This window comes from Pseudomonas cedrina subsp. cedrina (genome assembly GCF_001983175.1).
GTDB lineage: Bacteria > Pseudomonadota > Gammaproteobacteria > Pseudomonadales > Pseudomonadaceae > Aquipseudomonas > Aquipseudomonas cedrina.
Map to the genome: position 1 here is coordinate 278885 of NZ_MNPW01000006.1, position 25491 is coordinate 304375.

The following is a 25491-nucleotide window of genomic DNA, read 5'->3' on the forward strand; positions in this document are numbered from 1 at the left end:
TATTCCTCACAGGCCTGCGTGGGCGGCGATGGCGGCGGCGATGGCCAGGGCCAGCTCTTCGGGTTTGCGCTTGATCGAGTAGTTGGTCAGCTCAGGATGGCTTTCCACGAAACTGGTGTTGAACTGACCGCTGCGGAATTCCGGGTTGCGCAGGATTTCCTGGTAGTAGGCGGCAGTGGTCTTCACGCCTTGCAGGCGCATGTCGTCCAGGGCACGCAGGCCGCGGTCCATGGCTTCTTCCCAGGTCAACGCCCACACCACCAGTTTCAGGCACATGGAGTCGTAGAACGGCGGGATGGTGTAGCCGGTATAAATCGCCGTGTCGGTACGCACGCCGGGGCCGCCGGGCGCGTAATAACGGGTGATCTTGCCGAAGCTGGGCAGGAAGTTGTTCTTCGGGTCTTCGGCGTTGATACGGAACTGCAACGCGAAACCACGGTGCTGGATGTCTTCCTGTTTCACCGACAGCGGCAAGCCCGAGGCGATGCGGATCTGCTCGCGGACAATGTCGATCCCGGTGATTTCTTCGGTGATGGTGTGTTCCACCTGCACTCGGGTGTTCATCTCCATGAAGTACACCTCGCCCTCGGCGAGCAGGAACTCCACGGTGCCGGCGTTCTCGTAGCCCACGGCCTTGGCGGCGCGTACCGACAGGTCGCCGATGTAGGCGCGCTGTTCAGGGGTGAGCTGCGGGCTGGGGGCAATTTCGATGAGCTTCTGGTTGCGGCGCTGGATCGAACAATCGCGCTCGAACAGGTGCACCACATTGCCAAAGGTGTCACCGAGGATCTGCGCCTCGATGTGCTTGGGGTTGACGATGCATTTTTCCAGGAACACTTCCGCCGAACCGAAGGCCTTGGTGGCTTCGGAAATCACGCGGGGGAAGGCTTGTTCAAGTTCTTCGCGACTGTTGCAACGGCGGATACCACGACCGCCACCGCCGGAAGTGGCCTTGAGCATCACCGGGTAACCTATGCGGTTGCCTTCGGTCAGGGCTTCGGCGATGTCGGCGACGTTGCCCTCGGTGCCCGGCGTGACCGGCACACCGGCCTTGATCATGCTGCGGCGCGCTTCGGTCTTGTCGCCCATGCGGCGGATCACCTCAGCGGACGGGCCGATGAACTTGATCCCGCGTTCGGCGCAGATGTCCGCCAGTTCCGCGTTTTCCGACAGGAAGCCGTAGCCAGGGTGCAGCGCATCACAACCGGTTTCCACGGCCAGGTTCACCAGCTTGCGCGGGTTCAGGTAGCCGGCCAGTGGCTCGGCACCAATGCTGTGGGCTTCGTCGGCACGCTTGACGTGCAACGCGTGGCGGTCGGCGTCGGAATAGACCGCGACCGAGCGAATGCCCATCTCGGCGCAGGCACGCACGATTCGTACGGCAATTTCACCACGGTTGGCGATCAGGATCTTTTTTATCACTTGGAAATTCCCTTGAGCCGATTGCTGCGTTCTTCGACCCGCTGGAGCCGGGTCGACGCGTGACCAAATGTTTCATGACAGTCGCGAGACACACACTAAGCCTGCAGGAGGATTAACAAAAATCAATAATTATTGGGTTGCGCATAAGTAAAGACTTATAGTTGGCCGGAAGGCCTGCAGCGAAAGGATTGAAGTATGCGTAAGTCATTGATGCGGCTGACATTGCGTCAGTTGCAGATTTTCCATGAGGTGTGCGACTTACGCTCTTACAGCCGCGCCGCCGAGGAAATGTCTCTCACCCAACCGGCCGTCAGCCTGCAAATTCGTCAGCTCGAAGAGCTGATCGGCCAGCCGCTGTTCGATTACGTCGGCAAAAAACTCTACATGACCGAGGCCGCCGAGGCCCTGCAGCGGGCCAGTCGGGATATTTTCGGGCGCCTGGAAAACCTCGACATGCAGCTGTCGGACATGCAGGGCTCGCTGCAGGGCCAGTTGAAACTGGCGATTGAATCCAGCGCCAAGTATTTCGTGCCGCACCTGTTCGCCGCGTTCAAGCGCCAGCATCCGGAAGTGCAGTTGCACCTCACGGTGGTGAACCGCGCCCAGGTGATCCGTCGGCTTTCGGACAACCGGGACGACCTGGTGATCATGTCCATGGTGCCTCAGGACATGGGGCTGGAGTTCCTGCCGTTCCTCAACAACCCGATTGTCGCCGTCGCGCCACCCGACCACCCCCTGAGCCTGCAAGGCCCACTGCGCCTGCAGGACCTGGAGCCTTACACACTGCTGATCCGCGAACCGGGTTCCGGTACGCGGCTGGCGTGCGAAGAGTATTTCAAGGAGAAACGCGTGCACTTCACCCAGACGGTGGAAGTGGCCTCGGCCGAGGCGCAACGTGAGTGCGTCTGCGCAGGGCTGGGTGTGGCCCTGTTGACGCGGCATGCGGTGAACATGGAGTTGGCCACCGGCGGGCTCAAGGAGCTGCCGGTGGAAGAGCTGCCGCTGTACCGCAGTTGGTGCCTGGTGCAGGCCAAGGCCAAGCGCCTGTCACCGGTGGCCCATGCGTTCCTGGGCTTTATTCGCAGCGAACGGGTGCAGATCAGCGCCCTGGCTGAGCGCTTCGCTGGGCAGCCGCGGGTGCCTGCCAATGCAGTTCCGGGTAGTCACTGATGCTCTGGAGCAGTTGGCGCTCCTCGCAACGGTCTTCGATTGCGCGACGGAACGCCATGCGGCGTTGGTCTTCCTGCTGACGACGGGTCTTTACGGTGCTGTTGCTGTCTTCGTAGGGCCGGGCCATTTGGAGTCTCCCAATGCGAGTGCGGGGAGTTCAGGATGGTCCTGGGGGATGACGGTTTGGCGGCGTGGGGGTTACAGGATGATGAATCTTGCGGAATTGACACACATCCATGTGGGAGCTGGCTTGCCTGCGATGGCGATCCGTCAGCTGCCACATTCATTGATTGACCCACCGCCATCGCAGGCAAGCCAGCTCCCACAATTTGACCGAGTGTGGCGTTGGATCAGTCGTCCAGGGCTTTGACGGACTTGGGCGACAACCGCAGGCTGCGCAAGCTGCGTTTGACGCTCTTGAGGTGGTTGACCAGGCTCGGCCCCCGCGCCATGGCCACGCCCATCGCCAGCACGTCGATGACCACCAAATGGGCAATACGCGAGGTCAGCGGCGTGTAGATCTCGGTGTCTTCGTGCACGTCGATCGCCAGGTTGACTGTGGACAGCTCCGCCAACGGCGTCTGGCTCGGGCACAGGGTGATCAACGAAGCGCCGCTCTCACGCACCAGGTTGGCGGTGATCAGCAGGTCTTTGGAACGTCCCGACTGGGAAATGCAAATGGCGACGTCGGTGGGCTTCAAGGTCACCGCCGACATGGCCTGCATGTGCGGATCGCTGTAGGCCGCTGCGGTGAGCAGCAAGCGGAAGAATTTGTGCTGGGCGTCGGCGGCAACGGCACCGGAGGCACCAAAGCCGTAGAACTCGACACGCTGGGCCTGGGACATGGCCGTCACGGCCTTTTGCAACTCCACCGGGTCGAGCTTCTCGCGCACTTCCATCAGGGTGTGCAGGGTGGTGTCGAAGATTTTCAGGCTGTAGTCGGCGACGGAGTCGTCTTCGTGAATCGCGAATTGCCCAAAGCTGGCACCGGCGGCCAGGCTTTGGGCCAGCTTGAGCTTCAAGTCCTGGAACCCGGAGCAACCGATGGCGCGGCAAAAGCGCACGATGGTCGGCTCGCTGATGCCCACGCTATGAGCCAGGTCGGCCATGGAACTGTGCATCACAGCCGCAGGGTCAAGCAGCACATGGTCGGCAACCTTGAGTTCCGATTTGCGTAACAGGTGGCGCGACTGGGCGATATGTTGCAACAGGTTCAAAGGGCTGGACTCTTTGTTATGGGCAGGGCCGAGGATGTAGCAAGCTTGTAGTTATACTACAGGAATTGCCGTTTTGCCCGTCCGGCGCATCACTAAATCGTCCTGTTCCCCTTTATCTCTGCGGGCGACGCACATGTAGCCACAGGGGCGGTGTCGCCATCACTAAGGAAAATCTGCATTTTCCCGTAACAAATCTGCCAGCGCTTGGGCCTCTATCGGCCGGCTGATCAAATAGCCCTGCACTTCGTCGCAGCGCTCTGCGCGCAGGAAGTCCAATTGCTGCTGGTCCTCCACCCCTTCAGCCACCACCTTGAGCGCCAAACCGTGGGCCATGGCGATGATGGCTCGGGTGATGGCGGCATCTTCACGACCCTGGCCAAGCCCGCGAATGAAGGTTTGGTCGATCTTCACGTAATCCACGGGAATGCGCTTGAGGTAGCTGAGGGATGAATAACCGGTACCAAAATCGTCGATGGCCAGCTTCACGCCCAGGTCGCGAAGTTGCTGGAAGGTGGCAATGATGTGCTCGACGCTATCGAGCAATTGGCTTTCGGTCAGCTCCAGCTCCAGGTATTGCGGGTCCAGACCGGTTTCTTCGAGCACCTGACGCACCAGGCTGACCAACTTGCCCTGGCGCAACTGATGCACCGACAGGTTCACCGACACCCGGATCGGCGCCAACCCCTGGCGCTGCCATTCACAGGCTTGCCGGCAGGCCTCGCGCAGCACGAACTCGCCCAGCGGCACGATCAGGCCGGTCTCTTCGGCCAGGCCGATAAAGTCCCCCGGCGGCACCATGCCCCACTGTGGATGCTCCCAGCGGATCAAGGCTTCAGCAGCGTTCAGCTTGCCGGTGGCCAGGCACAGTTTGGGTTGATAGAACACCGCGAGCTGGCGCTCTTCAATGGCCTTGCGCAGGTGATTCTCCAGTTGCAAGCGCTCCAGCGTGCTGGCTTGCAGACTGTCGGTGTAGAACTGGAAATTGTTGCCGCCCAGGTGTTTGGCGTGCTGCATGGCCATGTTCGATTGGCTGACCAGCGCAGAAATTTCCCGCGCATTGTCCGGCAACAGGCTGACGCCCATTGATGCACTGACCACCAGTTCATGCCCTTCTACCGTCACCGGCACCCGCAGTTTGGCCAGCAACCGCGTCGCCACCCGCGCCAGGCTCGACAGGTTGCCGTAGGCGTCGAACAGCACGGCGAATTCGTCCCCGGAAAGGCGTGCAATGGTGTCGGCCTCGGGCAGGGCATTGATCAAGCGCCGCGCCATTTTCTGCAGCAACTGATCGGCAACCTCGTGGCCCAGGCTGTCATTGAGCAGCTTGAAGCGGTCCAGGTTGATATGCAGCAACGCCAGGCTGCGCCCGCCCTGGCGTACACGCTGGTGGGCTTCGCGCAGCCGTTCGCGGAACAAGGAGCGGTTGGCCAGGCCGGTCAGCTCGTCATAATGGGTGAGGTAGCGCATGCGCTCTTCGGACTCACGCCGCGCCGATAGATCGGCGAAGAAGCCCACGATATGGCTGACTTTCCCGCGGATATCGCGCACCACATTCAATTGCAGCCACTGCGGGTAGAGCTCGCCGTTCTTGCGCGTCTCCACCAGCTCGCCCTGCCAGGTACCGTGACTGAGCAAGGCCTGGCGGATCACCGGGAAGTGGCGGCGAGCATCACGGCTGCTGGGCAGCTCCACCACGTTGCGACCGAGCATGTCGTCGATTTCAAAGCCGGTGACACGGCTGAAAGCCTGGTTGACCGCGATCAGTTTGTAACTCGGATCCAGGATTACAATGCCTTCGCTGGCCGCTTCAAATACGGTCGACGCCAGACGCTGTTGTTCCTCCAGGGCCTTGCCGGCGCTGATATCACGGCGAGTGCCGAGCATGCGCGTGACCCGGCCGCTGGGCGCACGCTCCACGGCGCGGCCTCGGTCTTCGATCCACACCCAGTGCCCATCGCCATGGCGTACGCGGTATTCGACCTGATAATCCTCGCTACGACCCTTCAAGTGTTCCACCAAGGCGCGCTTGAGCAGTGGCAGGTCGTCGGGGTGCAGGCGCGGCTTGAGGTGGCCGAGCATCGCCGTGACGTACTCCGGTTCCAGGCCAAACAGCTCCTTGAGCTGGGTGTGATGGACTTCGTCAGTTTGCAGGTTCCAGTCCCATAGCCCCAACTCACTGGCCTGCAGCGCCATGGCCAGGCGCGCTTCGCTTTTATTCAACGCCAGGCTGGCGGCGTCCAGCTCCTGGCTGCGCTGCGCCACGCGATCCTGCAGGCCGATCTGGGCTTCGCGCAGTTCCTGTTCGACCTGGCGGCGCTGCTCGACTTCGCGCACCAACTCCTGGTTGAGCTGCTCGCTGCGCTGCTGTGCCTGCTGGAGATGCTCGATCAATGCCTGGTTCTGGAAGCGGCGCAGCAGGCCGCGCTGGATCAGGCGATTGACCTGCCACGCCACTAGGCTCAAGGACGCGAGCAGGATCAGGCCTAATACGCCCCAGCCGCGCTGCTGCGGGTCGCCGCTCCAGAACAGGTAAATGATGGCCGGCACCAGACAGGGCACGGCGAACGACAGGAACGCCGGCAGGCTCACGGCATAGGCCACGCTGGCCGACAGCGTCGCCGCGCCAATCAGGCCGAACACCCAGGCCTGTTGCATGAAACTGTCCACCGGCACCAGGGCAATGGCGGCAGTGGCCAGGGTCAAGCCGCTGACCGCCGAGCCGAGCATGAACATGCGTCGCCACACCGGCTGGGCCTGGCGGCTGGGCATGGCCGAATCAAACGCCGCCACTTGGATCACGCGCATCGCCACCAGGGCCAGCAGCCAGACCAGCCAGATGCTGTCCAGCAGGTATTGCTTGGGGTTCCAGAGCAGCCAGGCGCACACCAGGCCATTGACCAGCATCAACAGGGTCGGCAGCAGCGAGCCCTGATACAACAGGCGCGTACGTTCGACCGCCATCTCGGTGGCGTAGTGTTTGCGAAGAACCTGCGCGGGCGCCGTCGAGTGGCCGAGCAGATCGGTGCTGAGGGTCATAGGCAGTATTCTTATAATGGTGAGCCCGAAACGTCGACGGAGCATACACAAGCAAACGCTTGGGCCAAACTGCTCCACGTCATAAAAACTGCGCGGGCATGGCCCGCAAACTCCGGGGCCAGACGGCTTGAGCGAGACACGGCGGGGGCTGCGACCCTTGACCGACCAGTCATCACCCCGGATGTTTTGCGTCGACCACCCGGCATTGGTATTTGCCCCACTCCCCCGGGGGCCATAGAATGCGTCGATGCGCGATGATCTCTCCCTTTTGCTGAATTCCCTCAACGATGCCCAACGCCAGGCCGTAGCGGCCCCCGTTGGCCGTCAGTTGGTCCTGGCCGGTGCTGGCTCCGGTAAAACCCGAGTGCTGGTGCACCGTATCGCCTGGTTGATCCAGGTCGAAAACGCCTCCCCGCATTCCATCCTGTCGGTGACCTTCACCAACAAGGCTGCCGCCGAGATGCGCCACCGCATCGAGCAGTTGATGGGCATCAGCCCGGCCGGCATGTGGGTCGGCACCTTTCACGGCCTGGCGCACCGCCTGTTGCGCGCGCACTGGCAAGAAGCGGGGCTGGCCCAGACCTTCCAGATCCTCGACAGCGATGACCAGCAACGCCTGGTCAAGCGGGTGATCCGCGAGCTGGGCCTGGACGAGCAACGTTGGCCGGCGCGCCAGGCGCAATGGTTTATCAACGGTCAGAAAGACGAGGGCCTGCGCCCTCAGCATATCCAGGCCAGCGGCGACCTGTTCCTGGCCACCATGCGCAGCATTTATGAAGCCTACGAGGCCGCCTGCGCGCGCGCCGGGGTCATCGACTTCTCCGAACTGCTGCTGCGCGCGCTCGACCTGTGGCGCGACAACCCGGGCTTGCTGGCCCATTACCAGAAGCGCTTCCGGCACATCCTGGTGGACGAGTTCCAGGACACCAACGCCGTGCAGTACGCCTGGTTGCGCCTGCTGGCCAAAGGCGGCGACAGCCTGATGGTCGTGGGCGACGACGACCAGTCGATCTACGGCTGGCGTGGCGCGAAAATCGAGAACATCTACCAGTATTCCGAAGACTTCCCGGACGCGGTCACCATCCGCCTCGAGCAGAACTACCGCTCCACCGCCGGCATCCTCAAGGCCGCCAACGCCCTGATCGCCAACAACACCGGGCGCCTGGGTAAAGAATTGTGGACCGACGGCGGCGAAGGCGAAGCGATCAACCTGTACGCGGCGTTCAACGAGCACGATGAAGCGCGCTACGTGGTGGAAACCATCGAAAGCGCGCTGAAGACCGGTTTGGCGCGCAGCGACATCGCAATTCTGTACCGCTCCAACGCCCAGTCGCGGGTATTGGAAGAAGCCCTGTTGCGCGAGCGCATCCCCTACCGCATCTACGGCGGCCAGCGCTTCTTCGAGCGCGCGGAAATCAAGAACGCCATGGCCTACCTGCGCTTGCTGGAAGGCCGCGGCAACGATGCGGCGCTGGAGCGGGTGATCAACATCCCGGCCCGTGGCATCGGCGAGAAAACCGTCGAAGCTATTCGCGACCACGCGCGCCACGCCCATGTGTCGATGTGGGAAGCCATGCGCTTGCTGATCGCCAACAAAGGCCTGACCGGCCGCGCGGCGGGGGCGCTGGGTGTGTTTGTCGAGCTGATCGAGAACCTGGCGGCCAAGTGCGCCGAAATGCCCCTGCACCTGATGACCCAGACCGTGATCGAACAGTCCGGGCTGATCGCCTACCACGAAGCGGAAAAAGGCGAGAAAGGCCAGGCCCGGGTAGAAAACCTTGAGGAATTGGTGAGCGCCGCCCGCGCGTTCGAAAACGCCGAGAACGAAGAGGACCTCACACCACTCGCCGCCTTCCTTGGCCATGCTTCGCTGGAGGCCGGCGACGCCCAGGCTGACGAACATGAAGACAGCGTCCAACTGATGACCTTGCACAGCGCCAAGGGCCTGGAATTCCCTTACGTATTCCTGGTAGGGATGGAAGAAGGCTTGTTCCCGCACAAGATGAGCCTGGAAGAACCCGGCCGTCTTGAGGAGGAGCGCCGCCTGGCGTACGTGGGCATCACCCGGGCGATGCAGAACCTGGTGATGACCTACGCCGAAACCCGACGCTTGTACGGCAGCGAGACCTACAACAAGGTGTCGCGCTTCGTACGGGAGGTGCCGAAGGGCCTGATCCAGGAGGTGCGCCTGTCCAACAGCGTCAGCCGCCCATTCGGCGGTGGCCAGCAGCAGAACTCCAGCAATATGTTCGCCGGCTCTGAAATTCCGGAAACCCAATTCAGCCTTGGCCAACAGGTCAGGCATTCGGTGTTCGGCGAAGGCGTGATCCTCAACTTCGAAGGCGCCGGCGCCCAGGCGCGGGTGCAGGTGAATTTCTCAGAAGGCAGCAAGTGGCTGATGATGGGTTACGCGAAGCTCGAAGCGATCTGAGGACCTACCCCCCTGTCACTGATCGTTCCTACGCTCTGCGTAGGAATGCCGCCTGGGACGCTCCGCGTCCTGCTTTAAAGTCGCGACGCGGAGCGTCACCGGATGCATTACCACGCAGAGCGTGGGAATGATCAGTGAGCCGCCCTTGTTTTTAACGAGTGCGGGCCAATATGTGTAATAAGTCCTACAGACCACTCTGAATCGGTCCTACGCAAAAGCCCGAAACATTATGTCGCTAGCCACTGTCTCTACACCTGTGCAACATGGCGCGCGTGCAATCCACAAATGGGAATTCCCTTTATGAAACGTTTTCTTAGCATCGCCATGGCGTTGTGCATCGGCCTGACGATGAGCATCGACGCCAACGCCAAACGCTTCGGTGGCGGCAAAAGTTCAGGTGCGGCACCGACTCACCAGACCAGCCAAATGGCTCCATCCGCCGGTGCCGGCGGTGCTGCGGCTACCGCAGGCGCAGCCGGTGCTGCCGGCGCCGCTGCCAAGGCCGGCGGTGCTTCGCGCTGGCTGGGCCCTCTGGCCGGTATCGCAGCCGGCGGCCTGCTCGCTTCCATGTTCATGGGCGGCGGCTTCCAGGGCATGCAGATCTTCGACATCCTGATCCTGGCGGTCATCGCCTTCGTGATCTTCCGCTTTATCGCCGCCCGTCGCCGCAAGCAGCAGGAGCACCTGGCTCCGGCCGGCGCGCCGATGCAGCGTGAAGTGTTCGAGCAGAAACCAGCCATGGGTTCGATCTTCGGCGGTTCGGCGGCACCTGCTGCCGCCCGTCCGGTGATCAACGCGCCGGCCTGGTTCAACGAAGAGCGTTTCGTCGAAGCGGCCCGCAGCCACTTCCAGTCCCTGCAGCAGCACTGGGACGCCAACGAAATGGACAAGATCGCCGAGTTCGTGACCCCGCAACTGCTGGAGTTCCTCAAGCGCGAACGCGCTGATCTGGGCGACGCTTTCCAGTCAACCTATATCGACGACCTGCGCGTACAACTGGAAGGTGTGGATGATCGCGCCGACAAGACCATTGCCACCCTGACCTTCAGCGGTGTGTCGAAGACCTCGCGTTTCGACCAGGGCGAAGTGTTCAGCGAAAGCTGGAACATGGAACGTCCACAAGGCGAGAACCAGCCTTGGCTGGTTGCTGGTATCCGCCAGAACGGCTGATCGCATAGCGCCTTGAGCGTGCTGTAAACAGCCCCGGCTGTGTATCGCCTGAAAAGGAAATACGCAGCCGGGGTATTTTTTTGCCCGTCAAAAAGCACTGCATGGTTTTGCTGGATTAATGAGAACTGTTCTCACTATACTCGAATCCTCTCCCGGTTCTGCCCGAGCATAGGAACGTGCCGCCGTGCTGGAAAAACTGTTCAACCAACATGCATCTGCGCTGCACCGTTATCTGTTGCGCAAAAAATGCTCGCCCAGCCTGGCATCGGATCTGGTGCAGGACACGTTCCTGCGCATCGCCCAGCTGGAGAACCTGGAGCGCATCCTTTGCGCGCCGTCCTATCTGTTTCGGGTAGCGCACAATCTCATGATTGATCATCATCGGCGCTACGGTGAAAAGCGCTTCGATAACGACGCCGCAGCGTATTTCGCGACCCTGGTGGATGAGGCCAGCGGCCCTGAGGCACAGGCTTTCGACGCCTTGGCCATGGAGCAGTTGGAAAGCCTGCTGGAACGGATGCCGGAGCGCACCCGTGATATCTTCATGCTTTGCCGCGTCGAAGGCATGACGCACAAAGAAACCGCCCGCTATTTACGGATATCCACAAGCTCTGTACAAAAACACATGGCGATGGCACTGGCCAGGATCGGCAAGGCACTCGATCCCGACCCAGAGGATTAAAGCCTTGGATATTCCAGGAAGCACGAAGGTAACCAGTCAGAACCGTGAACGATTCCCCTCAGTCTATCGACCCGGTAGAGCGCAACGCGGCCGACTGGGTGATGCGTCACCGCCAAGGACAGCTTTCACCACGTGAGCTGGAGGCTTTCCGGCGCTGGCAGGCGGCCGACCCCCGGCACGCCGCCGCCGCACGCCAGGCGGATCGCGCCTGGCAGGCAACCGCAATGCTCAAGCGTCGTGCGGGCTACATCAAACCCTCACGCCCACCCCGTGCCCGCTGGATACGCCGGCCACTGCCGGCCAGTGGCGCCATAGCCGCCCTGGCACTGGGTTGCTGGCTGTTGCTCGCCCCGCCATTCTGGCTGGAAGCCTTGAACAGCGACTATCACACAGGTTTTGGTGAAACCCGCCAGATCACACTGGCGGACGGCAGCCACGTGGAGTTGGGTAGCCATAGCCTGCTGAATATCGCTTACGACGACCAAACCCGCCTCGTACGCCTGAGCCAGGGCGAGGCGGTCTTCACGCCCGCCCCGGTCAATGAGCAGGAGCGACGCCCTTTTACGGTACGCGCGCCCGGAGCCGATATCACGGCTCGCGGCACGCGCTACGTGGTCGGTGTGGGCAACGACCGCGAAGGCTGGGTCGGGGTGTTGCAGCATCAGGTCGAAGTCAATCTGACGCCTCAGCAACGCGATGACGCGGCCGGCTCTGCGCAACTTGAGCAAGGCAACAGCCTGGGCTTCAGCCCCAAAGCCGGCATCGTGCCGCTCTCTGCCCGTCCCGATGAGCTGGCCAGCTGGCAGCAGGGACAGTTAGTGTTCCAGCGCGAACGCCTGGGTGAAGTCGTGGCGCGCATTAATCGCTATCGGCCGGGCCTGGTGATGGTCAAGGGCGACGCGCTGCGTGATGTGCGTATCAGCGCTGTCACGCGGCTGGACAACCTCAACGACGCGCTCAAGCGCATCGCAGCCCAAGCCAATGGGCGCCTGCTCGACCTGCCGGGCTTGACGTTGATCTATTGAAGATCGGCCGCGCAGCGCAGCAACCCTAAATATCCATATAAAACCTCACGCCTAGATCATATCGATCTATCGCGTTTTCATTGTTGGCGCGTTTCTACTACATGTGAATAACTCTTATTTGCTTTAGTGAGGCCGGTTTTGCAAATGCAACAGCACAACAAGAAGCGTAAGGCGATAAACCGCACTCGACTGAGCCTGGGGATACAGTTGGCCGTTTTCGCACTGTGTGCCAACGCCGCAGATCTCAGCCCTGCTAACAGCAACACCGCGCAAAGCTCCACTCACGCTCAAACCCGAGGCGGTTATCACGAATTCGATGTACCCGCCTTGTCACTGGATGCGGGGCTCGTGCTGCTGGCACGTCAGGCCGGGGTCGAACTTTACCTGGGCAGCAACGACCTGACCGGTCGCAACGCCAACCCGGTCAAGGGCCGACTCTCCCTGGACGCGGCGCTCCAGCAATTGCTGGCCAACCAGGCCGTGACCTACAACCTGGTCGGCGAACCTGAAAGGCCCGTCATCCAGGTGCAATCCGCGCAGGGCACCAGCGGCATCCAGCAAGGTGACCTGGCGCCCATCTATGTACTCGGCATGGAGGGCAAGGAGTCCCGCGACGAAAAGGGCTACAACGATATCTACGATCAGGACACCTCTTCCGTCTACGCCGGCAAGGAACAGATCGAACGCTACAAAGGCGCCGCCCCCGCCGATATGTTCAAAGGCATGCTCAACGTCTACAGCGGCGACGGCCGCAACAGTGGCGCGCTGGACCCAAACGTGCGCGGCATTCAGGGCCCCGGCCGCGTGCCGCTGACCATCGATGGCACCGAACAGGCGCTGACCGTATATCGCGGTTACATGGGCGCCAACAACCGTAACTACATCGATCCCAACCTGATCGGCAGCATCAAGGTGCTCAAGGGGCCGAACCTGGAGCGCAACGTCTACAGCGGCGTGGGGGGCGCGGTGGTCGCCAACACGTTGAACGTGGATGACATCCTCAAGGAAGGCCAGGCGTTCGGCGGCGAGCTGAAAATCGAAGGCAGCAACAACTCGGTGTCGCCCAAGCTGCCGACGCTGATGACCGGGCAAAGCCCGCCAGCCGACTATCAATACATCCCGGTGTATTCCTACTATGACCCGTCGCTGTACAAACACCCGCGCACCGGTCGCGACAACAACCTGATCTCCGGTGACGACTCGGCTTATCGCCTGGCCCTCGGCACCCGCCAGGAAAAATTCGAACTGCTCGCCGCCTACGCCTACCGCGAAAAAGGCAACCACTACGCGGGCAAGAACAAAACCGGTTTTTATTCCACCGGCAAACAGATCAATGGCCAGTTCGACTACATCCCCAACCTGGCCAACATATATAAGCCCGGCGACGAAGTGCCCAACACCTCCAGCAAGATGGAGTCCTGGCTGGCCAAAGCCAAACTCAAGATCGATGACGACCAGTCCCTGGAATTCGGCTACCGCGATACCGATTCGCTGTACGGCGAGATCATGCCGTCGCGCATTTCGTTCTTCCGCCCCGGCGATCAGTTCGACGCCCAAACCAGCGGCGTGCCGCAATGGCCCCTGAGCCATGTGCAAAGCAAAGCCTACAACCTGGAATACAATCTCAAGCCTCAGGACAACCCATGGGTGGACTTCTATTCCAACCTCTGGACCACCAATACCCAAAGCGACACCTACTCCAGCGGCGGCGTGCCCAATGCCACCAGCGCGGCCAACCCGGTCTTTCGCAACACGGCGGTGGCCAACGCCCAGCATGATCGCGCCGGGGTGACCCTCAGCAACAAATTCAAGATGCTCGACAGCCTGGACCTGACGTTGGGCGCCAGTTATCAGCATGAGAAATTGAGTTCGAAGGATGATTACAACGATCCCATCATCTTCGACACATTGCGCATGAATCCGCGAGCGGGGCGCCGTGACGAAAGGGAGTACAACTTCAACTTCGATTGGCGCCCGGTGACCTTTGCCAAGTTCACGGCTGGGGCGCGGTACTCGTCGTATTGGGCATTTGACGATTATTTGAAGGGAACCCAAGACAAAACGGGGGTTACCACGCAGTTCGTGGAAAGCGGCCGGACCGTCAGTTATACCACCCGAAAAACACTGAGCAACGCCGAGTGGCAAGCCAATGTCGATCAGAAAGTGGCAAATAACCAGTTCTTCTGGGACATGTTTGGCATTCCACAGGCGCAGCGTCTGGCCGAAATAGAACAAATCAAAAAAGACACCGCCCTTATTGAGGACACTCAACATCAGGCCAATTGGGCTAGCGACGGAAAAGGCAAGTATTCACGCGCCAACAACCCGTGCATCAACGGCCTGAGTGCCGGTGAAGCGATCATTGCGTGCAGTGCCTCAGCCAGCACCACGGGTTATCAGAAAGATGTCAGCGCCAAACATCAGAAAGACAGTGCTTGGGCGCCTAACTTGTCAGCCACTTTCTATACCTCGGAGAATGGCCGGTTTTATTTGCGCTACAGCGAAGCTATCCGTTACCCCAGCCTGTTTGAAAGCACGCTTGGTTTCTCCTCATCGGTCAATCCCTGGGGGCTGGAGCCGGAACATGCCTATAACTATGAAGCCGCCTATATCCACAACTTGGCCGGCTGGGGCGGCAGCGAGCGCGCCGATATCAAACTGACGTATTACCACAACACCATCAAAAACGTAATTGAACGCAGCCCGGAGTTGCGCTTCAGCAACTTGGAGAAACAGATAACTTCCGGCGTGGAATTCCAGGGCCGTTACGACAACGGGAGGGTGTTTACCGACCTGAGCATCGCCCATGTACTGAAAAACAAAGTCTGCGACGAAGACTCCGCCGTCGCGATCAGCACCAATGGCAGTACCCCCAATTGTGTGGACGATGGCTTCGTGGGGGGTTACCTGGTGAGCATGGCCCAGCCGGAATGGTCAGCCAACCTGGGCGCCGGTGCACGTTTCTTCAATCGCAAACTGGAAGTCGGCGCACGTGCCATCTACTACCGCCAGCATCAGAGCAAGTTCTATAGCAACTATCCAGACAGCGCGATGGTGAGCTATTACATCAATACGCCCATGTCGTGGGACAAGATCATTACTTATGACGCGTACGTAAACTACAAGTTGACCGACGATGCATCCATCGAATTAACCGGCACCAACCTGAGCAATCTCTATTACATCGACCCGCTGACACGCTCCGCGATGCCCGCACCAGGTCGAACATTGAAAATCGGCTTTACCACTACGTTCTAACTTGTGAGGTGAGCTATGGGAGGCTAAGAGCACTTGGCAGCTGCTTGACGTGTTGACTTAATTAAAGTTACTTAATGGATGATAAAAAATGAAAACTTTCAACTACACAGTATTGGCAGTAGCGCTTCTTGGTTTGGCCGGCGTTGTTCAAGCGGACGTTTCGTCGGGGCAAAGTTATACCGGCACTATCGTCGTTGAAGGCACCGGCGGCACGGGCACCGTGAACCACCCTGGCACGCCAGGCCAGCCGGCCGTGGGCGTCCTGGCATTTTACGGCGGTGCAAAAGTCGGGTTCGCCGGCCTCAAAGGCATGGTTGCCACCGACGCCAACGGCGTTACCACCATCACACCGGCCATGATGCCTGCCTCCCACGCCGCGCTGGGCAACTTCGACTTCAAACAAGTCGCCAGCCAGCAGGTGTACTACGGCGAGTGGTCGCAGAACGGCACCAATAATGACCCGACCCGCGTCGTCTACTACTCCGGCGACACTACCGGCCGCGTGCTGCCGACGGCCAGCGTGACCTACGCGGTACAGGGCATCAACAACTACTCCGGGGCCAACGTGCTGTCCGGCGACCTGACCGCCTCCTTCGGCACAGCCTCGCCGACCCTGACCGGTTCGATCGCCAACGCCAACCTGCGCGTGGCGGTGAACGCCAACATCAACACCACCACCGCCGGCTTCAGTGGCACCGCAGCCGCCCTGAACCCAGCTACCAACGGCTTGCTGTCCACGGGTACCACCCAAGGCAGCTTCTTCGGCGCAGGCTCCACCGCGTCGCTGGCCGGTATCGCCAAGTTCGACAACCGCAACTACGACACCGCTTTCGGTGGCGTCGCCAAGTAACCGCGGCTTGAACTGACGTAGCACCGCGAAGCAAGTGCCTGACGGTCGGGCACTTGCTTTTTGGCGTTTTGAAGCGATTCCGAGAGCCCGGTAATGCCCCAGCCCTACTGCAAGCGACCCTTCACGCTCCACGTTTTGCCTGTTTCTTTGCTGCTGTTCATGCCTGCAACGGCGTTTTGCGCCGACCAGGACACCACCCTGCGCCTGAACCAGACCATCGAGTACCGCGCCAACCAGCAAGAGCGCAAGCTGCTCAAGGACGAACTGTCCGGCGATGGGGCCGCGCCGCTGTTGAATGTCGACGGCCAAATCTACAGTGTCGGCAACAACCTCGATGAACTGGGCCGCGCGGTGTACTTGTCCGTCGAGCGCCAGCAATGGCCGCAGGCCCGCGACTACCTCAGGCGCTACAACGCCCTGCCCGGTCACGACCCGATGCTCACCGCCTATGCCAATGGCGGCCTGGCCCGCGCCGACGGCGATCTGGAAAAAGCAGAAGGCTATTACCGCGACTTGCTGGCCATCCAGCCGGATTTCCTGCCCGGTCGCCTTGAGTTGGCGCGGGTGCAGTTCGAAAACCGTAAGGATGGCGATTCGAAAGTGGCGTTCGAGCAGATCAGCAGCGGCCTCAGCCCGTCGGATGCGCAGGCTATGGGCCTGGGCAAGACCGTCGACAGCTTCGTCCAGGCCCTGGACCACCGCGAAGACTGGCAAGGTTCCTTCGCCATCGGCCCGACCTGGAGCGACAACCTCAACCAGTCTTCCGAAAGCACGGTGACCTACCGCTTTGTCACCGACCAGGAAACCATTCTGGTCAAGCGCTCCCTGCCCAAGGCCGTGTCAGCCCATGGCCAGGACTACGAGGCCACGCTCAACAAGCGCATGGCTGTCAGCGGTCATCACGGGCTGTTTGTGCGTTCGTTGTTGTACGGCCAGGCCTACGAAAAGGAGAGCATGTACAACGAGGGCACCGTGATCAATAACGCCGGCTACAGTTACCACGACGCCCGCAACCAGTACGCATTCGGGCCGTCGTACGAGTTCAACACCATCGGCGACAATGCCATGTACAGCGCCTGGGGGCTGCATGGCGAGTGGATCCATAACCTGTCCGCCACGCGCATGTTCAAGCTTGAAGGCGATTACAAGGACATGGCCTACAAGCACGAGATCAACAGCAACCTCGACGGCGGTCTCAGCACAGTGTCCGCTACCCTGTTCCAGGTGCTGCCGCAACAATGGACGCTGTTCGGCGGTGTCGATATCGCCGATCGCAACACTCGCGACCGCACCGCCGCCTACCTGCAAAAAGGCCTGCGCCTGGGGGTCGCCAAAGACTTTGACATCGGCGTAAGCGCAGTTGTTTTCGCCTCGTACCGCCAGCGTCAGTACGATGCCTACAGCGCAATCCTCGATGATCGACGCTATGACGAGGAACAAAGCTACATCGTCATCCTGCGGGCGCCGCGCCTGGCGGTGTACGGCATCGTTCCCAGCCTCACGGTCAAATACAACAAGGTGCAAAGCAATATCGACTGGCTTTATTCCTACGACAAAAACAGCATTAGCCTAAAACTGGAGAAACAGTTCTAGCCCCCTCGTTACTACAGACGATGTGCGGGCGCCGGGATTTCTATTTCACGGTTGCACTTATAGCGAGCTACTGTATAAAACGCCCCTATAAACCGCGCCATCAGCAAGAGGATCCCGGCCGTGGAAGAAATCATCGAACAACTGCGTGAAGCCAACGAACCGGTCCCGGTTCCGCTGGAGCTGCCTGACGAAGACCAACTGGTGGAAATCGAGGAACAGCTGTTCATCGACATCCCGTTTGTCTTTCGTGAATTCCTGCTGACCGTCAGCGACGTGGTGTACGGCAGCCTGGAGCCGGTGACCGTCACCGACCCGCAATCCCACACCTACCTGCCCGACGTGGCCGCCAACGCCTGGGATGCCGGTGTTGATCGCAGCATGATCCCGATCTGCCAGGACGGCGACGACTACTACTGCGTCGAAGAAGACGGCACCGTGGTGCTGTGGTCCGGCGAAGAAGAACTCGTCACCGAAGAGACCTGGGAATCGGTGTGGCACTGGGCGCGGGACGTCTGGCTCGAAAGCTGATCGCGAAGGCTGTAGTGAGCGAGCTTGCTCGCGCTGGGCTGCAACGCAGCCCCCACTGCCCGTCAGTGCTCCGGCGTGTCCTTGTGGTTATCCAGTGTCTCCAGCAAGGCGACCTGCATCCGCGTATGCACGCGGATGAACCACCGCCAGAGCACGGCCGCCACCGCCGCCGCGACCACCGCGACCAGCACCAGCAACTTGTTGGTCGGCAGAATACTGGCCGACAAGGCTGCCAATAGCACGAAGATCAACAGCAGCGAGAGAATCGGGATCAGCTCGGAAATTACCCGCCGCACGCGCTGGGTATGCCGCCCGGCCATTTCCGGTTTCACGCTCATCTCCGCCAGCAGCATCGACAGCGCCTTGAGCTTGCGATACGCCGCGATCAAAAACGGCAGAGAAACCAACAGCGCCCCGCCCCAGATCAACGCCTTCTGCCAGCTCGGGTCGCTGATCCAGCCTTCCAGATACCCGCCAATGCGTGCCGCAAAATAACTACCGGCAAAGAAGATCGCCACCACCAGCGCCAGGTTCACCCCCACTTGCAGGATGATTTTGCGGATCATCGACGCCAGCATCGCGCCTTCGCCCTGGGGCTGAATGCTGCGCAGCCACTCGCCATACATGCCGAACACCCGGCTCATGCGCTTGGGCATGACCGCCGCGATCTTCAATGACAGCGGGTCCGCGCCACGAATCAGGTAAGGCGTGAGTAAGGTGGTAATCGCCGACACCGCCACCGCGACGGGATAAAGAAAATCGCTGGTCACCTGCAACGTCATCCCCAACGCCGCGATGATGAAGGAAAACTCACCAATCTGTGACAGCCCCATGCCCACGCGCAGTGAGGTGCGGCCATCATTGCCGGCGATGAAAGCGCCAAGGCCGCAGGACAGCATTTTGCCCAGCACCACGGCCACGGTGATCACTGCAATCGGCCAGGCGTACTGCAGCAGGATCTGCGGGTCGATCATCAAGCCAATCGCCACAAAGAAGATGGCGCTGAACATGTCGCGCACCGGCTCGATCAAGCGCTCGATCTTAATCAACTGCCGGGATTCGGCCATGATCGCGCCGATCAGGAACGCGCCCAGCACCATGCTGTATTCCAGCTTGACCACCAGCAGGCAGAAGCCGAAACACAGGCCCAGTACGGTGATCAGCAGCATTTCGTTACTTTCGAACTTGGCCACGTAGGCCAGTAGACGGGGCACCAGCAAAATGCCGATGACCAACGCAACGATCATGAACAGCGAAAGCTTGCCGACCGTGGAAAACACCTCGCCGGAACTGACCGTGCCGCTCACCGCAATGCTCGACAGCAAGGCGATGATGCCGATACCGAGGATGTCTTCCACGATCAGCACGCCAAAAATAAGCTGGGCGAAGCGCTGGTTTTTCATCTTCAGGTCATTGAGCGCCTTGACGATGATGGTGGTGGAAGAAATCGCCAGGATCGCCCCGAGAAACAGCGAGTCCATGGTGTTCCAGTCGAACCACTGGCCGATCTCGTAACCGATCCAGATCATCAGGATGATTTCCAGGAAGGCCGCGATAAACGCCGTGGCGCCCACCTTGAACAGCTTGCGCAGGCTGAACTCCAGGCCCAGGCAGAACATCAGGAAGATCACCCCCAGCTCAGCGAGGGTCTTGATGGTGTCTTCGTCGTGGATCAGGCCGAACGGCGGGGTGTGGGGGCCGATGATAAAGCCGGCGACGATATAGCCCAGCACGACCGGCTGCTTCAACCGGTGAAATAGGACAGTGACAACCCCTGCCACCAGCATGATCACGGCCAAGTCCTGGATAAAGCTGATGGCGTGCATGGCGAGGGGCTCCTTGAGGGTACCGGCGCTTTTCCCACTTCCGCCCGCGCCGTTGAAATATCGCTAAGTTCGGAAGGAAAAGTCTGCCTAAATCGTAAGAAATGCCCTGAGATGGGCTTTTGAAGGTTAACACCGCGACTTCCGACAGAAAGCCGGTGCAATATATGGAAACAGATCGGTAGAAGCGTGACGGCAAGCTGCCCAGTGGCGTCCCGTTAGGGATGGCGCTGCAAAGATTCCAGCACCCACAGAGGTGCCTCCCCAACCAATGCCTACAACCCGTGAGTGTGCTATGGAACCCGGAAACGCCCAGCTGTCGATGACGGTATTGATGACCCCAGATATGGCCAACTTCTCAGGCAATGTGCATGGCGGCACGCTGCTCAAGTACCTCGACGAAGTGGCCTACGCCTGCGCGAGCCGTTATGCCGGCCGCTATGTCGTCACGCTGTCGGTGGACCAGGTGATTTTCCGCGAGCCGATCCATGTCGGCGAACTGGTGACGTTCCTCGCGTCGGTCAACTACACCGGCAACACCTCGATGGAGGTGGGCATCAAGGTGGTGACCGAGAACATCCGCGAGCGCTCGGTGCGCCATACCAACAGCTGCTTCTTCACCATGGTGGCCGTGGACGACCAGCGCAAACCGGCCCCCGTTCCGCCGCTGCAACCGCATAACAGCGAAGACAAGCGCCGCTTCGTGCAGGCCCAGCAGCGCCGGCAGATCCGCCAGGAGCTGGAAAAGCGCTACCAAGAGATCAAGGCTGACGCGCTGTAAATTCCAAGCTGTAAACCCAATCAAAATGTGGGAGCGGGCTTGTGTGGGAGCCGGGCTTGCCCGCGATGCAGGCGCCTCGGTATTTCAGTTACACCGAAGTGATCCTATCGCAGGCAAGCCAGCTCCCACACAAGCCCGCTCCCACATTTTTGATCTGTGTCGTTACAAACCGATCGGCGTTGCCTCGAACCGCACACGAGGATGGGCAATACGGTCCTGGGCGCGCACCAGTTCCAGCTCATAACTGGCGCAGGCCTGGGTTTCCAGCAGTACTTCATGCACCGCTGCGGCGGTGAACTCAAAGGCTGCCAGCAGGCTATCACCCAAGAGTACGCGTGCCAGGAACAGGCCCGACGTCAGGTCGCCCACGCCCACCGGCTGGCGCGCAAATGCCAGCAGCGGGCGGCGCAGGTGCCAGCTGCCTTCGGCTGTCACCAGCAGCATCTCGAAACCGTCCGGCAGCTTGCCGGGGTAATCCAGATGTTTAACCAGCACGGCCTTAGGCCCGCGCGCCAGCAACGCCTTGGCCATGGCCAGGCAGTCGAACAGCGATTGCGGCTTGCGCCCGGCAAAACTGTCCAGTTCCAATTGGTTAGGGCACAGGAAATCAGCCATGGCCGCGGCTTCATCCAGCAGGAAATCGCTGACGTCCTGGGGCACGATGCAGCCTTTTTCCGGGTGGCCCATCACCGGGTCGCACAGGTAAAGCGCCCTGGGGTTGATGGCCTTGATGCGCGCCACTCCGGTCAAAATGGCCCGGCCCTGGGCCGCACTGCCCAGGTAGCCGGAGAGCACGGCGTCGCAGTTACCCAGCTCGCCGATTGCGGCAATGCCTTCCACCAGCGCCGGAATTTGCTGCGGCGCCAACACTTCGCCTGCCCATTGACCATACTGGGTGTGGTTGGAGAACTGCACCGTGTTCAACGGCCAGACGTTCACCCCGACCCGCTGCATTGGGAACACGGCGGCGCTGTTTCCCGCGTGGCCAAAAACCACATGAGACTGGATCGCAAGCAGATGAGGTGTGCGTTTCATGCGGGAGATTTCCGTAAAGCCGTTGAAATTCTGGCCGCGCAGTATGCGACTAAACGCAGCCTGTACGACAGACCGGCGACACAGTTAAGCTGCTCTCACTTTGTTGGAGTCTTTTCGCATGCTGACCCTGGGAAACATGTTCGTGTTGATGCTGCTGGCGACCGGCGCCGCGTGGGTATGGCACAACCACGGCCTGCGCGAGCGGGCGCTGGAGCGGGTCAAGCAGCACTGCGCCAAGCTCGACATCGAACTGCTGGACGGCGCGGTCGCACTCAAGCGCATCGGCTTTGTGAAGGACGCCAATGGCCGGCGGCGCCTGGCGCGCATCTACAACTTCGAGTTCACCGTGACCGGCGAAGCCCGTCATGCGGGGACCATCACCCAGTTCGGCGCCCACAGTGCGCAGATTGAACTGGCGCCCTACCCGTTCGAGATCAAGACGCCGCTGCCCAGCGCCGACGTGATCGAGCTGAGCCAGTGGCGCCAGGACCACGGCACCAAGAAACGTCAGTAACGGCAGGCCGCCAGCGCGGCCTGCAAGGCGCCCACGTCCTGTGGGGTGCTGAAGATCAATTCGATGCGTGAATCGCGGCGCCACTCGCTGGGCTGCCAGGTGAGCACGTCGTTATCCACAGCGTTGGCGCTGATCCAGCCTTCGACGCTGTGGATAACCAGTTTGGCGCGGCGCCAGTCAAGGCTTGCCAGCCAGTGACGCAGGCGTCGAGTATCGAACTGCTGGCTCGGGTGCCAGCGCCAGCCGATACTCCAGCCGCCTTCCTGGGCCTGGTTCAAGCAAATAGGCCGCGACGGATCGCTCCAGATCGCCGGCATTTGCGCGAGCCCGTTGGGCACAACAAAGTTATCCATAGCCGTGCGTGCCTGTGCGTTCAAGCCAGGCAACTGCTCCAGCGGCAACTGGGCCTGGCGCGTCCAGTACAGTGGACAATTGGGTAATTGCCGGTCGATGGCCTGGCGCTGTACCGCGTCCAGCGCTTCATCCTTGTTCAATACCAATAGACCCGCACTTGCCAGCGCTTGCTGTTGGGCTTGCGGTAAAGGTTTGCCGGCTGCCAGGGCTTGCGCATCCAGCACCATCACGCAAGGTTGCACGGCCAGCACGGTCTGCCACGGCGTCTCCCGCAACTGCCTGAGCAACTGTGCCGGATGGCCCAGCCCCGACGGTTCGATAAACAACCGGTCGGGCTTGGTCTTACGCAACAGCCGCCCAAGTCCCACCTGGAACGGTGCGCCATTCACACAGCACAGGCAGCCGCCAGCGACTTCACCCAGGGCAATGCCGTCGTCATCTTGCGTGAGCAAGGCGGCGTCCAGGCCGATCTGCCCGAACTCGTTGATCAGCACGGCCCAGCGCTCGTCTGCCGGACGCTGGGCGAGCAGGTGCTTGATGAGGCTGGTCTTGCCGGCGCCCAAGGGGCCGGCGATCACGTGGGTGGGAATGTTCTGCAGCATGGGGAGCATCATTCAGGCCGTGTAGAGCGTTTGATCCTACGCGGTTATGCGAGCCAATCCAGTGTCAGGATCAAGCGGCGTTCAGCCGCCTTGAGGGCTGGCGAGCGGTGAATCAGACCGTGGCCTTCGTTGCCATGCCATTTGGTGCCCTTGAGCAGGGCGACTTCGCCGCACTGGATCTGCTCGATACGGTCGGTGGGCTCGGCGTCCGGCTGACCGAGCGTGCGACGGTCCATGACGCCCTCACGCAACCATTGGCTGCCGATTCCGGCATAGGTGGTGATCAGCCGCACCGGCACGTGGTCGACGTGAAAACGCGGGCACATGGCCTTATCCAGCAGCCGCAGGCGCACGCCGATACGCTTGGCACCCAGCAAGCAGGCAAACGCGCTGATCAGCCACGACACATCGGCGATAAACCCCTCGTATCCTTCAAGATCGCGACAATGACGCGCCAAACCTCGCAAGTCGGGCACTGCGTCTTCGCGGTCAAGTTCGATGACCATTGAATCGGCCAACGGCTCATTGAGCGCCACCAGCAAGGCGCCAAACTCCGCGATATGCAGTGGTAATTGGCGCTGCCACAACGCCAGGTTGACGCCGTCTTCGAGGATATCGGACAGCGCCAGCGGAGTTTCCCCACGCGTCTGGCGAATCACGGGGCGCAGGGTAATCACCGGGGCCAGCATCAGGCTGCCTCTTCAAACCAAGGGCCAAAGGGATCGGCCAGCAGGCACCAGCCTTCGACGCCCAGGGCCATTTCTTCATCGCTGAGCAAGCAGGCGTCCAACTCGGCACGCATCTGCGTGAAGTCGATGTTTTGCCCGATAAATACCAGTTCCTGGCGGCAGTCGCCGGTGCTCAATTGCCAATTGCCCATGATCGCCGCGACGCTTTCCTCGTCCTGGGGCCACTGGCTTTTCGGTACAAAGCGCCACCAGCGCCCGGCAAACCCATGGCGCATCAAGCCACCGGCCTGGGACCAACTGCCCGCGTCCTGGTGCTTGCTGGCCAGCCAGAAAAAGCCCTTGGAGCGCAGCAGTTTGCCGTTGACCCAAGGCCGGTCGATGAAATCGAAAAAACGCTGGGGATGAAAGGGACGCCGAGCACGGTAAGCGGTGGAAGCAATGCCGTATTCCTCGGTTTCCGGCACATGTTCGCCGCGCAATTCCTGCAACCAGCCTGGGGCCTGGGCGGCGCGTTCGAAGTCGAAGCGCCCGGTGTTGAGGATCTTGTCCAGCGGCACTTCGCCCATGACCATCGGGATGATCTGTGCCTGGGCATTCAGGCGCTCAAGGATCGCGGTCAGCTCTTCGCGTTCGCGGCTGCTGATCAGGTCGATCTTGCTGATGAGGATCACATCGGCGAATTCGATCTGCTCGATCAGCAAGTCGGTGATGGAGCGTTCGTCTTCTTCGCCGAGGGTTTCGCCGCGTGAGGCCAGGCTGTCCGCAGCCTGGTAGTCGAGCAGGAAGTTCATGCCATCGACCACGGTGACCATAGTGTCCAGGCGCGCGATATCGGCCAGGCTTTGGTCGTTTTCATCACGAAAGGTGAACGTTTCGGCCACCGGCAAGGGTTCGGAAATGCCGGTGGACTCGATCAGCAGGTAATCGAAGCGGCCTTCCTTGGCGAGCTTTGCGACTTCTTCCAGCAAGTCTTCGCGCAAGGTGCAGCAGATGCAGCCGTTGCTCATCTCCACCAGCTTTTCTTCGGCGCGGTTGAGGGTGACGTCGCGCTGGACTTCGCCGCCGTCGATGTTGATTTCGCTCATGTCGTTGACGATCACCGCCACCCGCAGGTTTTCGCGGTTGCGCAGGACGTAGTTGAGCAGCGTGCTTTTACCGGCGCCGAGAAAGCCGGATAACACAGTAACGGGGAGACGATTGGGCATCAGGTCATTCTCATCAGGTCGCCGGTCGGGCCAGGCTGTGCATTTATGTTATAGTATAACAACTCAAATTAGCCAACCCTCTTGTTCGTCACGACAAAGAGCGCAA

The 25491-nt window shown here is 60.7% G+C and carries 20 protein-coding genes; 11 read left to right on the forward strand and 9 right to left on the reverse strand.

Annotated elements, in window-relative coordinates; genetic code table 11:
• Positions 1–6 precede the first annotated feature (6 nt).
• On the reverse strand, positions 7–1422 hold the full coding sequence (locus BLL36_RS14595) for an acetyl-CoA carboxylase biotin carboxylase subunit (RefSeq protein WP_076952106.1): 1416 nt from the start codon (positions 1420–1422) through the stop codon (positions 7–9).
• Positions 1423–1617: 195 nt separating this feature from the next.
• Here BLL36_RS14595 and BLL36_RS14600 point away from each other — a divergent pair, with 195 nt between their 5' ends.
• Complete coding sequence (locus BLL36_RS14600) at positions 1618–2592, forward strand: LysR family transcriptional regulator (protein WP_076952107.1); 975 nt, start codon at positions 1618–1620, stop codon at positions 2590–2592.
• Here the strand turns inward: BLL36_RS14600 and BLL36_RS31295 are convergent.
• From BLL36_RS31295 to BLL36_RS14615, 3 genes are all read right to left on the reverse strand, one after another.
• Entirely contained in the window at positions 2522–2719 is a 198-nt protein-coding gene (locus tag BLL36_RS31295; protein WP_076952108.1) for a PA3496 family putative envelope integrity protein, read from the reverse strand. The two genes, BLL36_RS14600 and BLL36_RS31295, sit on opposite strands and share 71 nt — an antisense overlap.
• Positions 2720–2942: 223 nt before the next feature.
• Positions 2943–3809 carry a transcriptional regulator HexR gene (gene hexR / locus BLL36_RS14610; RefSeq protein WP_003177007.1) on the reverse strand — a complete coding sequence of 289 codons (867 nt, stop codon included), beginning with the start codon at positions 3807–3809 and terminating at the stop codon, positions 2943–2945.
• Between the two features lie 162 nt (positions 3810–3971).
• Entirely contained in the window at positions 3972–6845 is a 2874-nt protein-coding gene (locus BLL36_RS14615; protein ID WP_076952109.1) for an EAL domain-containing protein, read from the reverse strand.
• A gap of 247 nt (positions 6846–7092) precedes the next feature.
• On the opposite strand from BLL36_RS14615, the gene uvrD reads away from it, so the two are divergent.
• The 8 genes from uvrD to BLL36_RS14655 all read left to right on the forward strand — a co-directional run bounded on the left by uvrD (position 7093) and on the right by BLL36_RS14655 (position 18382).
• Entirely contained in the window at positions 7093–9276 is a 2184-nt protein-coding gene (gene uvrD, locus BLL36_RS14620; RefSeq protein WP_076952110.1) for a DNA helicase II, read from the forward strand.
• Between the two features lie 300 nt (positions 9277–9576).
• Positions 9577–10446, forward strand: a complete 870-nt coding sequence (locus BLL36_RS14625; RefSeq protein ID WP_076952111.1) for a Tim44 domain-containing protein — start codon at positions 9577–9579, stop codon at positions 10444–10446.
• A 184-nt stretch (positions 10447–10630) separates the two neighbouring features.
• A complete protein-coding gene (locus BLL36_RS14630) occupies positions 10631–11128 on the forward strand; it encodes an RNA polymerase sigma factor (protein ID WP_076952112.1) in 498 nt (165 codons plus the stop codon).
• 44 nt (positions 11129–11172) lie between these two features.
• On the forward strand, positions 11173–12153 hold the full coding sequence (locus tag BLL36_RS14635; protein WP_231998936.1) for a FecR family protein: 981 nt from the start codon (positions 11173–11175) through the stop codon (positions 12151–12153).
• A 144-nt stretch (positions 12154–12297) separates the two neighbouring features.
• Entirely contained in the window at positions 12298–15411 is a 3114-nt protein-coding gene (locus BLL36_RS14640) for a TonB-dependent receptor domain-containing protein (RefSeq protein ID WP_076952113.1), read from the forward strand.
• A gap of 88 nt (positions 15412–15499) precedes the next feature.
• The gene (locus BLL36_RS14645; RefSeq protein WP_076952114.1) at positions 15500–16261 is read left to right on the forward strand and encodes a Slam-dependent surface lipoprotein; all 762 of its coding nucleotides are present in this window, start codon (positions 15500–15502) and stop codon (positions 16259–16261) included.
• Between the two features lie 93 nt (positions 16262–16354).
• Positions 16355–17854 (forward strand): surface lipoprotein assembly modifier, encoded by a 1500-nt coding sequence (locus tag BLL36_RS14650; RefSeq protein ID WP_083735287.1) that lies wholly within the window; start codon positions 16355–16357, stop codon positions 17852–17854.
• 120 nt (positions 17855–17974) lie between these two features.
• Positions 17975–18382, forward strand: coding sequence for an SMI1/KNR4 family protein (locus BLL36_RS14655; protein WP_017739032.1), 408 nt, complete (start codon positions 17975–17977; stop codon positions 18380–18382).
• A gap of 62 nt (positions 18383–18444) precedes the next feature.
• Here the strand turns inward: BLL36_RS14655 and BLL36_RS14660 are convergent, their stop codons facing one another.
• Entirely contained in the window at positions 18445–20208 is a 1764-nt protein-coding gene (locus BLL36_RS14660; protein ID WP_076952115.1) for a cation:proton antiporter, read from the reverse strand.
• A 292-nt stretch (positions 20209–20500) separates the two neighbouring features.
• Here BLL36_RS14660 and BLL36_RS14665 point away from each other — a divergent pair, with 292 nt between their 5' ends.
• Positions 20501–20986, forward strand: a complete 486-nt coding sequence (locus BLL36_RS14665) for an acyl-CoA thioesterase (RefSeq protein ID WP_076952116.1) — start codon at positions 20501–20503, stop codon at positions 20984–20986.
• Between the two features lie 162 nt (positions 20987–21148).
• On the opposite strand, the gene pdxY is transcribed toward BLL36_RS14665, so the two are convergent.
• On the reverse strand, positions 21149–22021 hold the full coding sequence (gene pdxY / locus BLL36_RS14675) for a pyridoxal kinase PdxY (RefSeq protein WP_076952118.1): 873 nt from the start codon (positions 22019–22021) through the stop codon (positions 21149–21151).
• Between the two features lie 118 nt (positions 22022–22139).
• Between pdxY and BLL36_RS14680 the strand changes: the two genes are divergently transcribed.
• Positions 22140–22535 carry a DUF3301 domain-containing protein gene (locus BLL36_RS14680; RefSeq protein ID WP_076952119.1) on the forward strand — a complete coding sequence of 132 codons (396 nt, stop codon included), beginning with the start codon at positions 22140–22142 and terminating at the stop codon, positions 22533–22535.
• Here BLL36_RS14680 and BLL36_RS14685 read toward each other — a convergent pair.
• From BLL36_RS14685 to zigA, 3 genes are read right to left on the reverse strand one after another with little or no spacing between them, the layout of a single operon-like run.
• Positions 22529–23491 carry a CobW family GTP-binding protein gene (locus BLL36_RS14685; protein WP_076952120.1) on the reverse strand — a complete coding sequence of 321 codons (963 nt, stop codon included), beginning with the start codon at positions 23489–23491 and terminating at the stop codon, positions 22529–22531. The two genes, BLL36_RS14680 and BLL36_RS14685, sit on opposite strands and share 7 nt — an antisense overlap.
• Positions 23492–23535: 44 nt before the next feature.
• The gene (locus tag BLL36_RS14690; protein ID WP_076952121.1) at positions 23536–24180 is read right to left on the reverse strand and encodes a DUF1826 domain-containing protein; all 645 of its coding nucleotides are present in this window, start codon (positions 24178–24180) and stop codon (positions 23536–23538) included.
• On the reverse strand, positions 24180–25385 hold the full coding sequence (gene zigA / locus BLL36_RS14695) for a zinc metallochaperone GTPase ZigA (RefSeq protein ID WP_076952122.1): 1206 nt from the start codon (positions 25383–25385) through the stop codon (positions 24180–24182). Before zigA ends, BLL36_RS14690 begins: the two co-directional genes overlap by 1 nt.
• Positions 25386–25491 lie beyond the last annotated feature (106 nt).

Bases quoted from the DNA above. Each gene is read 5' to 3' on its own strand.
- BLL36_RS14600 (WP_076952107.1), top strand. From the start codon at position 1,618: ATGCGTAAGTCATTGATGCGGCTGACATTGCGTCAGTTGCAGATTTTC.
- BLL36_RS31295 (WP_076952108.1), bottom strand. From the start codon at position 2,719: ATGGCCCGGCCCTACGAAGACAGCAACAGCACCGTAAAGACCCGTCGT.
- BLL36_RS14615 (WP_076952109.1), bottom strand. From the start codon at position 6,845: ATGACCCTCAGCACCGATCTGCTCGGCCACTCGACGGCGCCCGCGCAG.
- uvrD (WP_076952110.1), top strand. From the start codon at position 7,093: ATGCGCGATGATCTCTCCCTTTTGCTGAATTCCCTCAACGATGCCCAA.
- BLL36_RS14625 (WP_076952111.1), top strand. From the start codon at position 9,577: ATGAAACGTTTTCTTAGCATCGCCATGGCGTTGTGCATCGGCCTGACG.
- BLL36_RS14640 (WP_076952113.1), top strand. From the start codon at position 12,298: ATGCAACAGCACAACAAGAAGCGTAAGGCGATAAACCGCACTCGACTG.
- BLL36_RS14645 (WP_076952114.1), top strand. From the start codon at position 15,500: ATGAAAACTTTCAACTACACAGTATTGGCAGTAGCGCTTCTTGGTTTG.
- BLL36_RS14650 (WP_083735287.1), top strand. From the start codon at position 16,355: ATGCCCCAGCCCTACTGCAAGCGACCCTTCACGCTCCACGTTTTGCCT.
- BLL36_RS14660 (WP_076952115.1), bottom strand. From the start codon at position 20,208: ATGCACGCCATCAGCTTTATCCAGGACTTGGCCGTGATCATGCTGGTG.
- BLL36_RS14665 (WP_076952116.1), top strand. From the start codon at position 20,501: ATGGAACCCGGAAACGCCCAGCTGTCGATGACGGTATTGATGACCCCA.
- pdxY (WP_076952118.1), bottom strand. From the start codon at position 22,021: ATGAAACGCACACCTCATCTGCTTGCGATCCAGTCTCATGTGGTTTTT.
- BLL36_RS14680 (WP_076952119.1), top strand. From the start codon at position 22,140: ATGCTGACCCTGGGAAACATGTTCGTGTTGATGCTGCTGGCGACCGGC.
- BLL36_RS14685 (WP_076952120.1), bottom strand. From the start codon at position 23,491: ATGCTGCAGAACATTCCCACCCACGTGATCGCCGGCCCCTTGGGCGCC.
- BLL36_RS14690 (WP_076952121.1), bottom strand. From the start codon at position 24,180: ATGCTGGCCCCGGTGATTACCCTGCGCCCCGTGATTCGCCAGACGCGT.
- zigA (WP_076952122.1), bottom strand. From the start codon at position 25,385: ATGCCCAATCGTCTCCCCGTTACTGTGTTATCCGGCTTTCTCGGCGCC.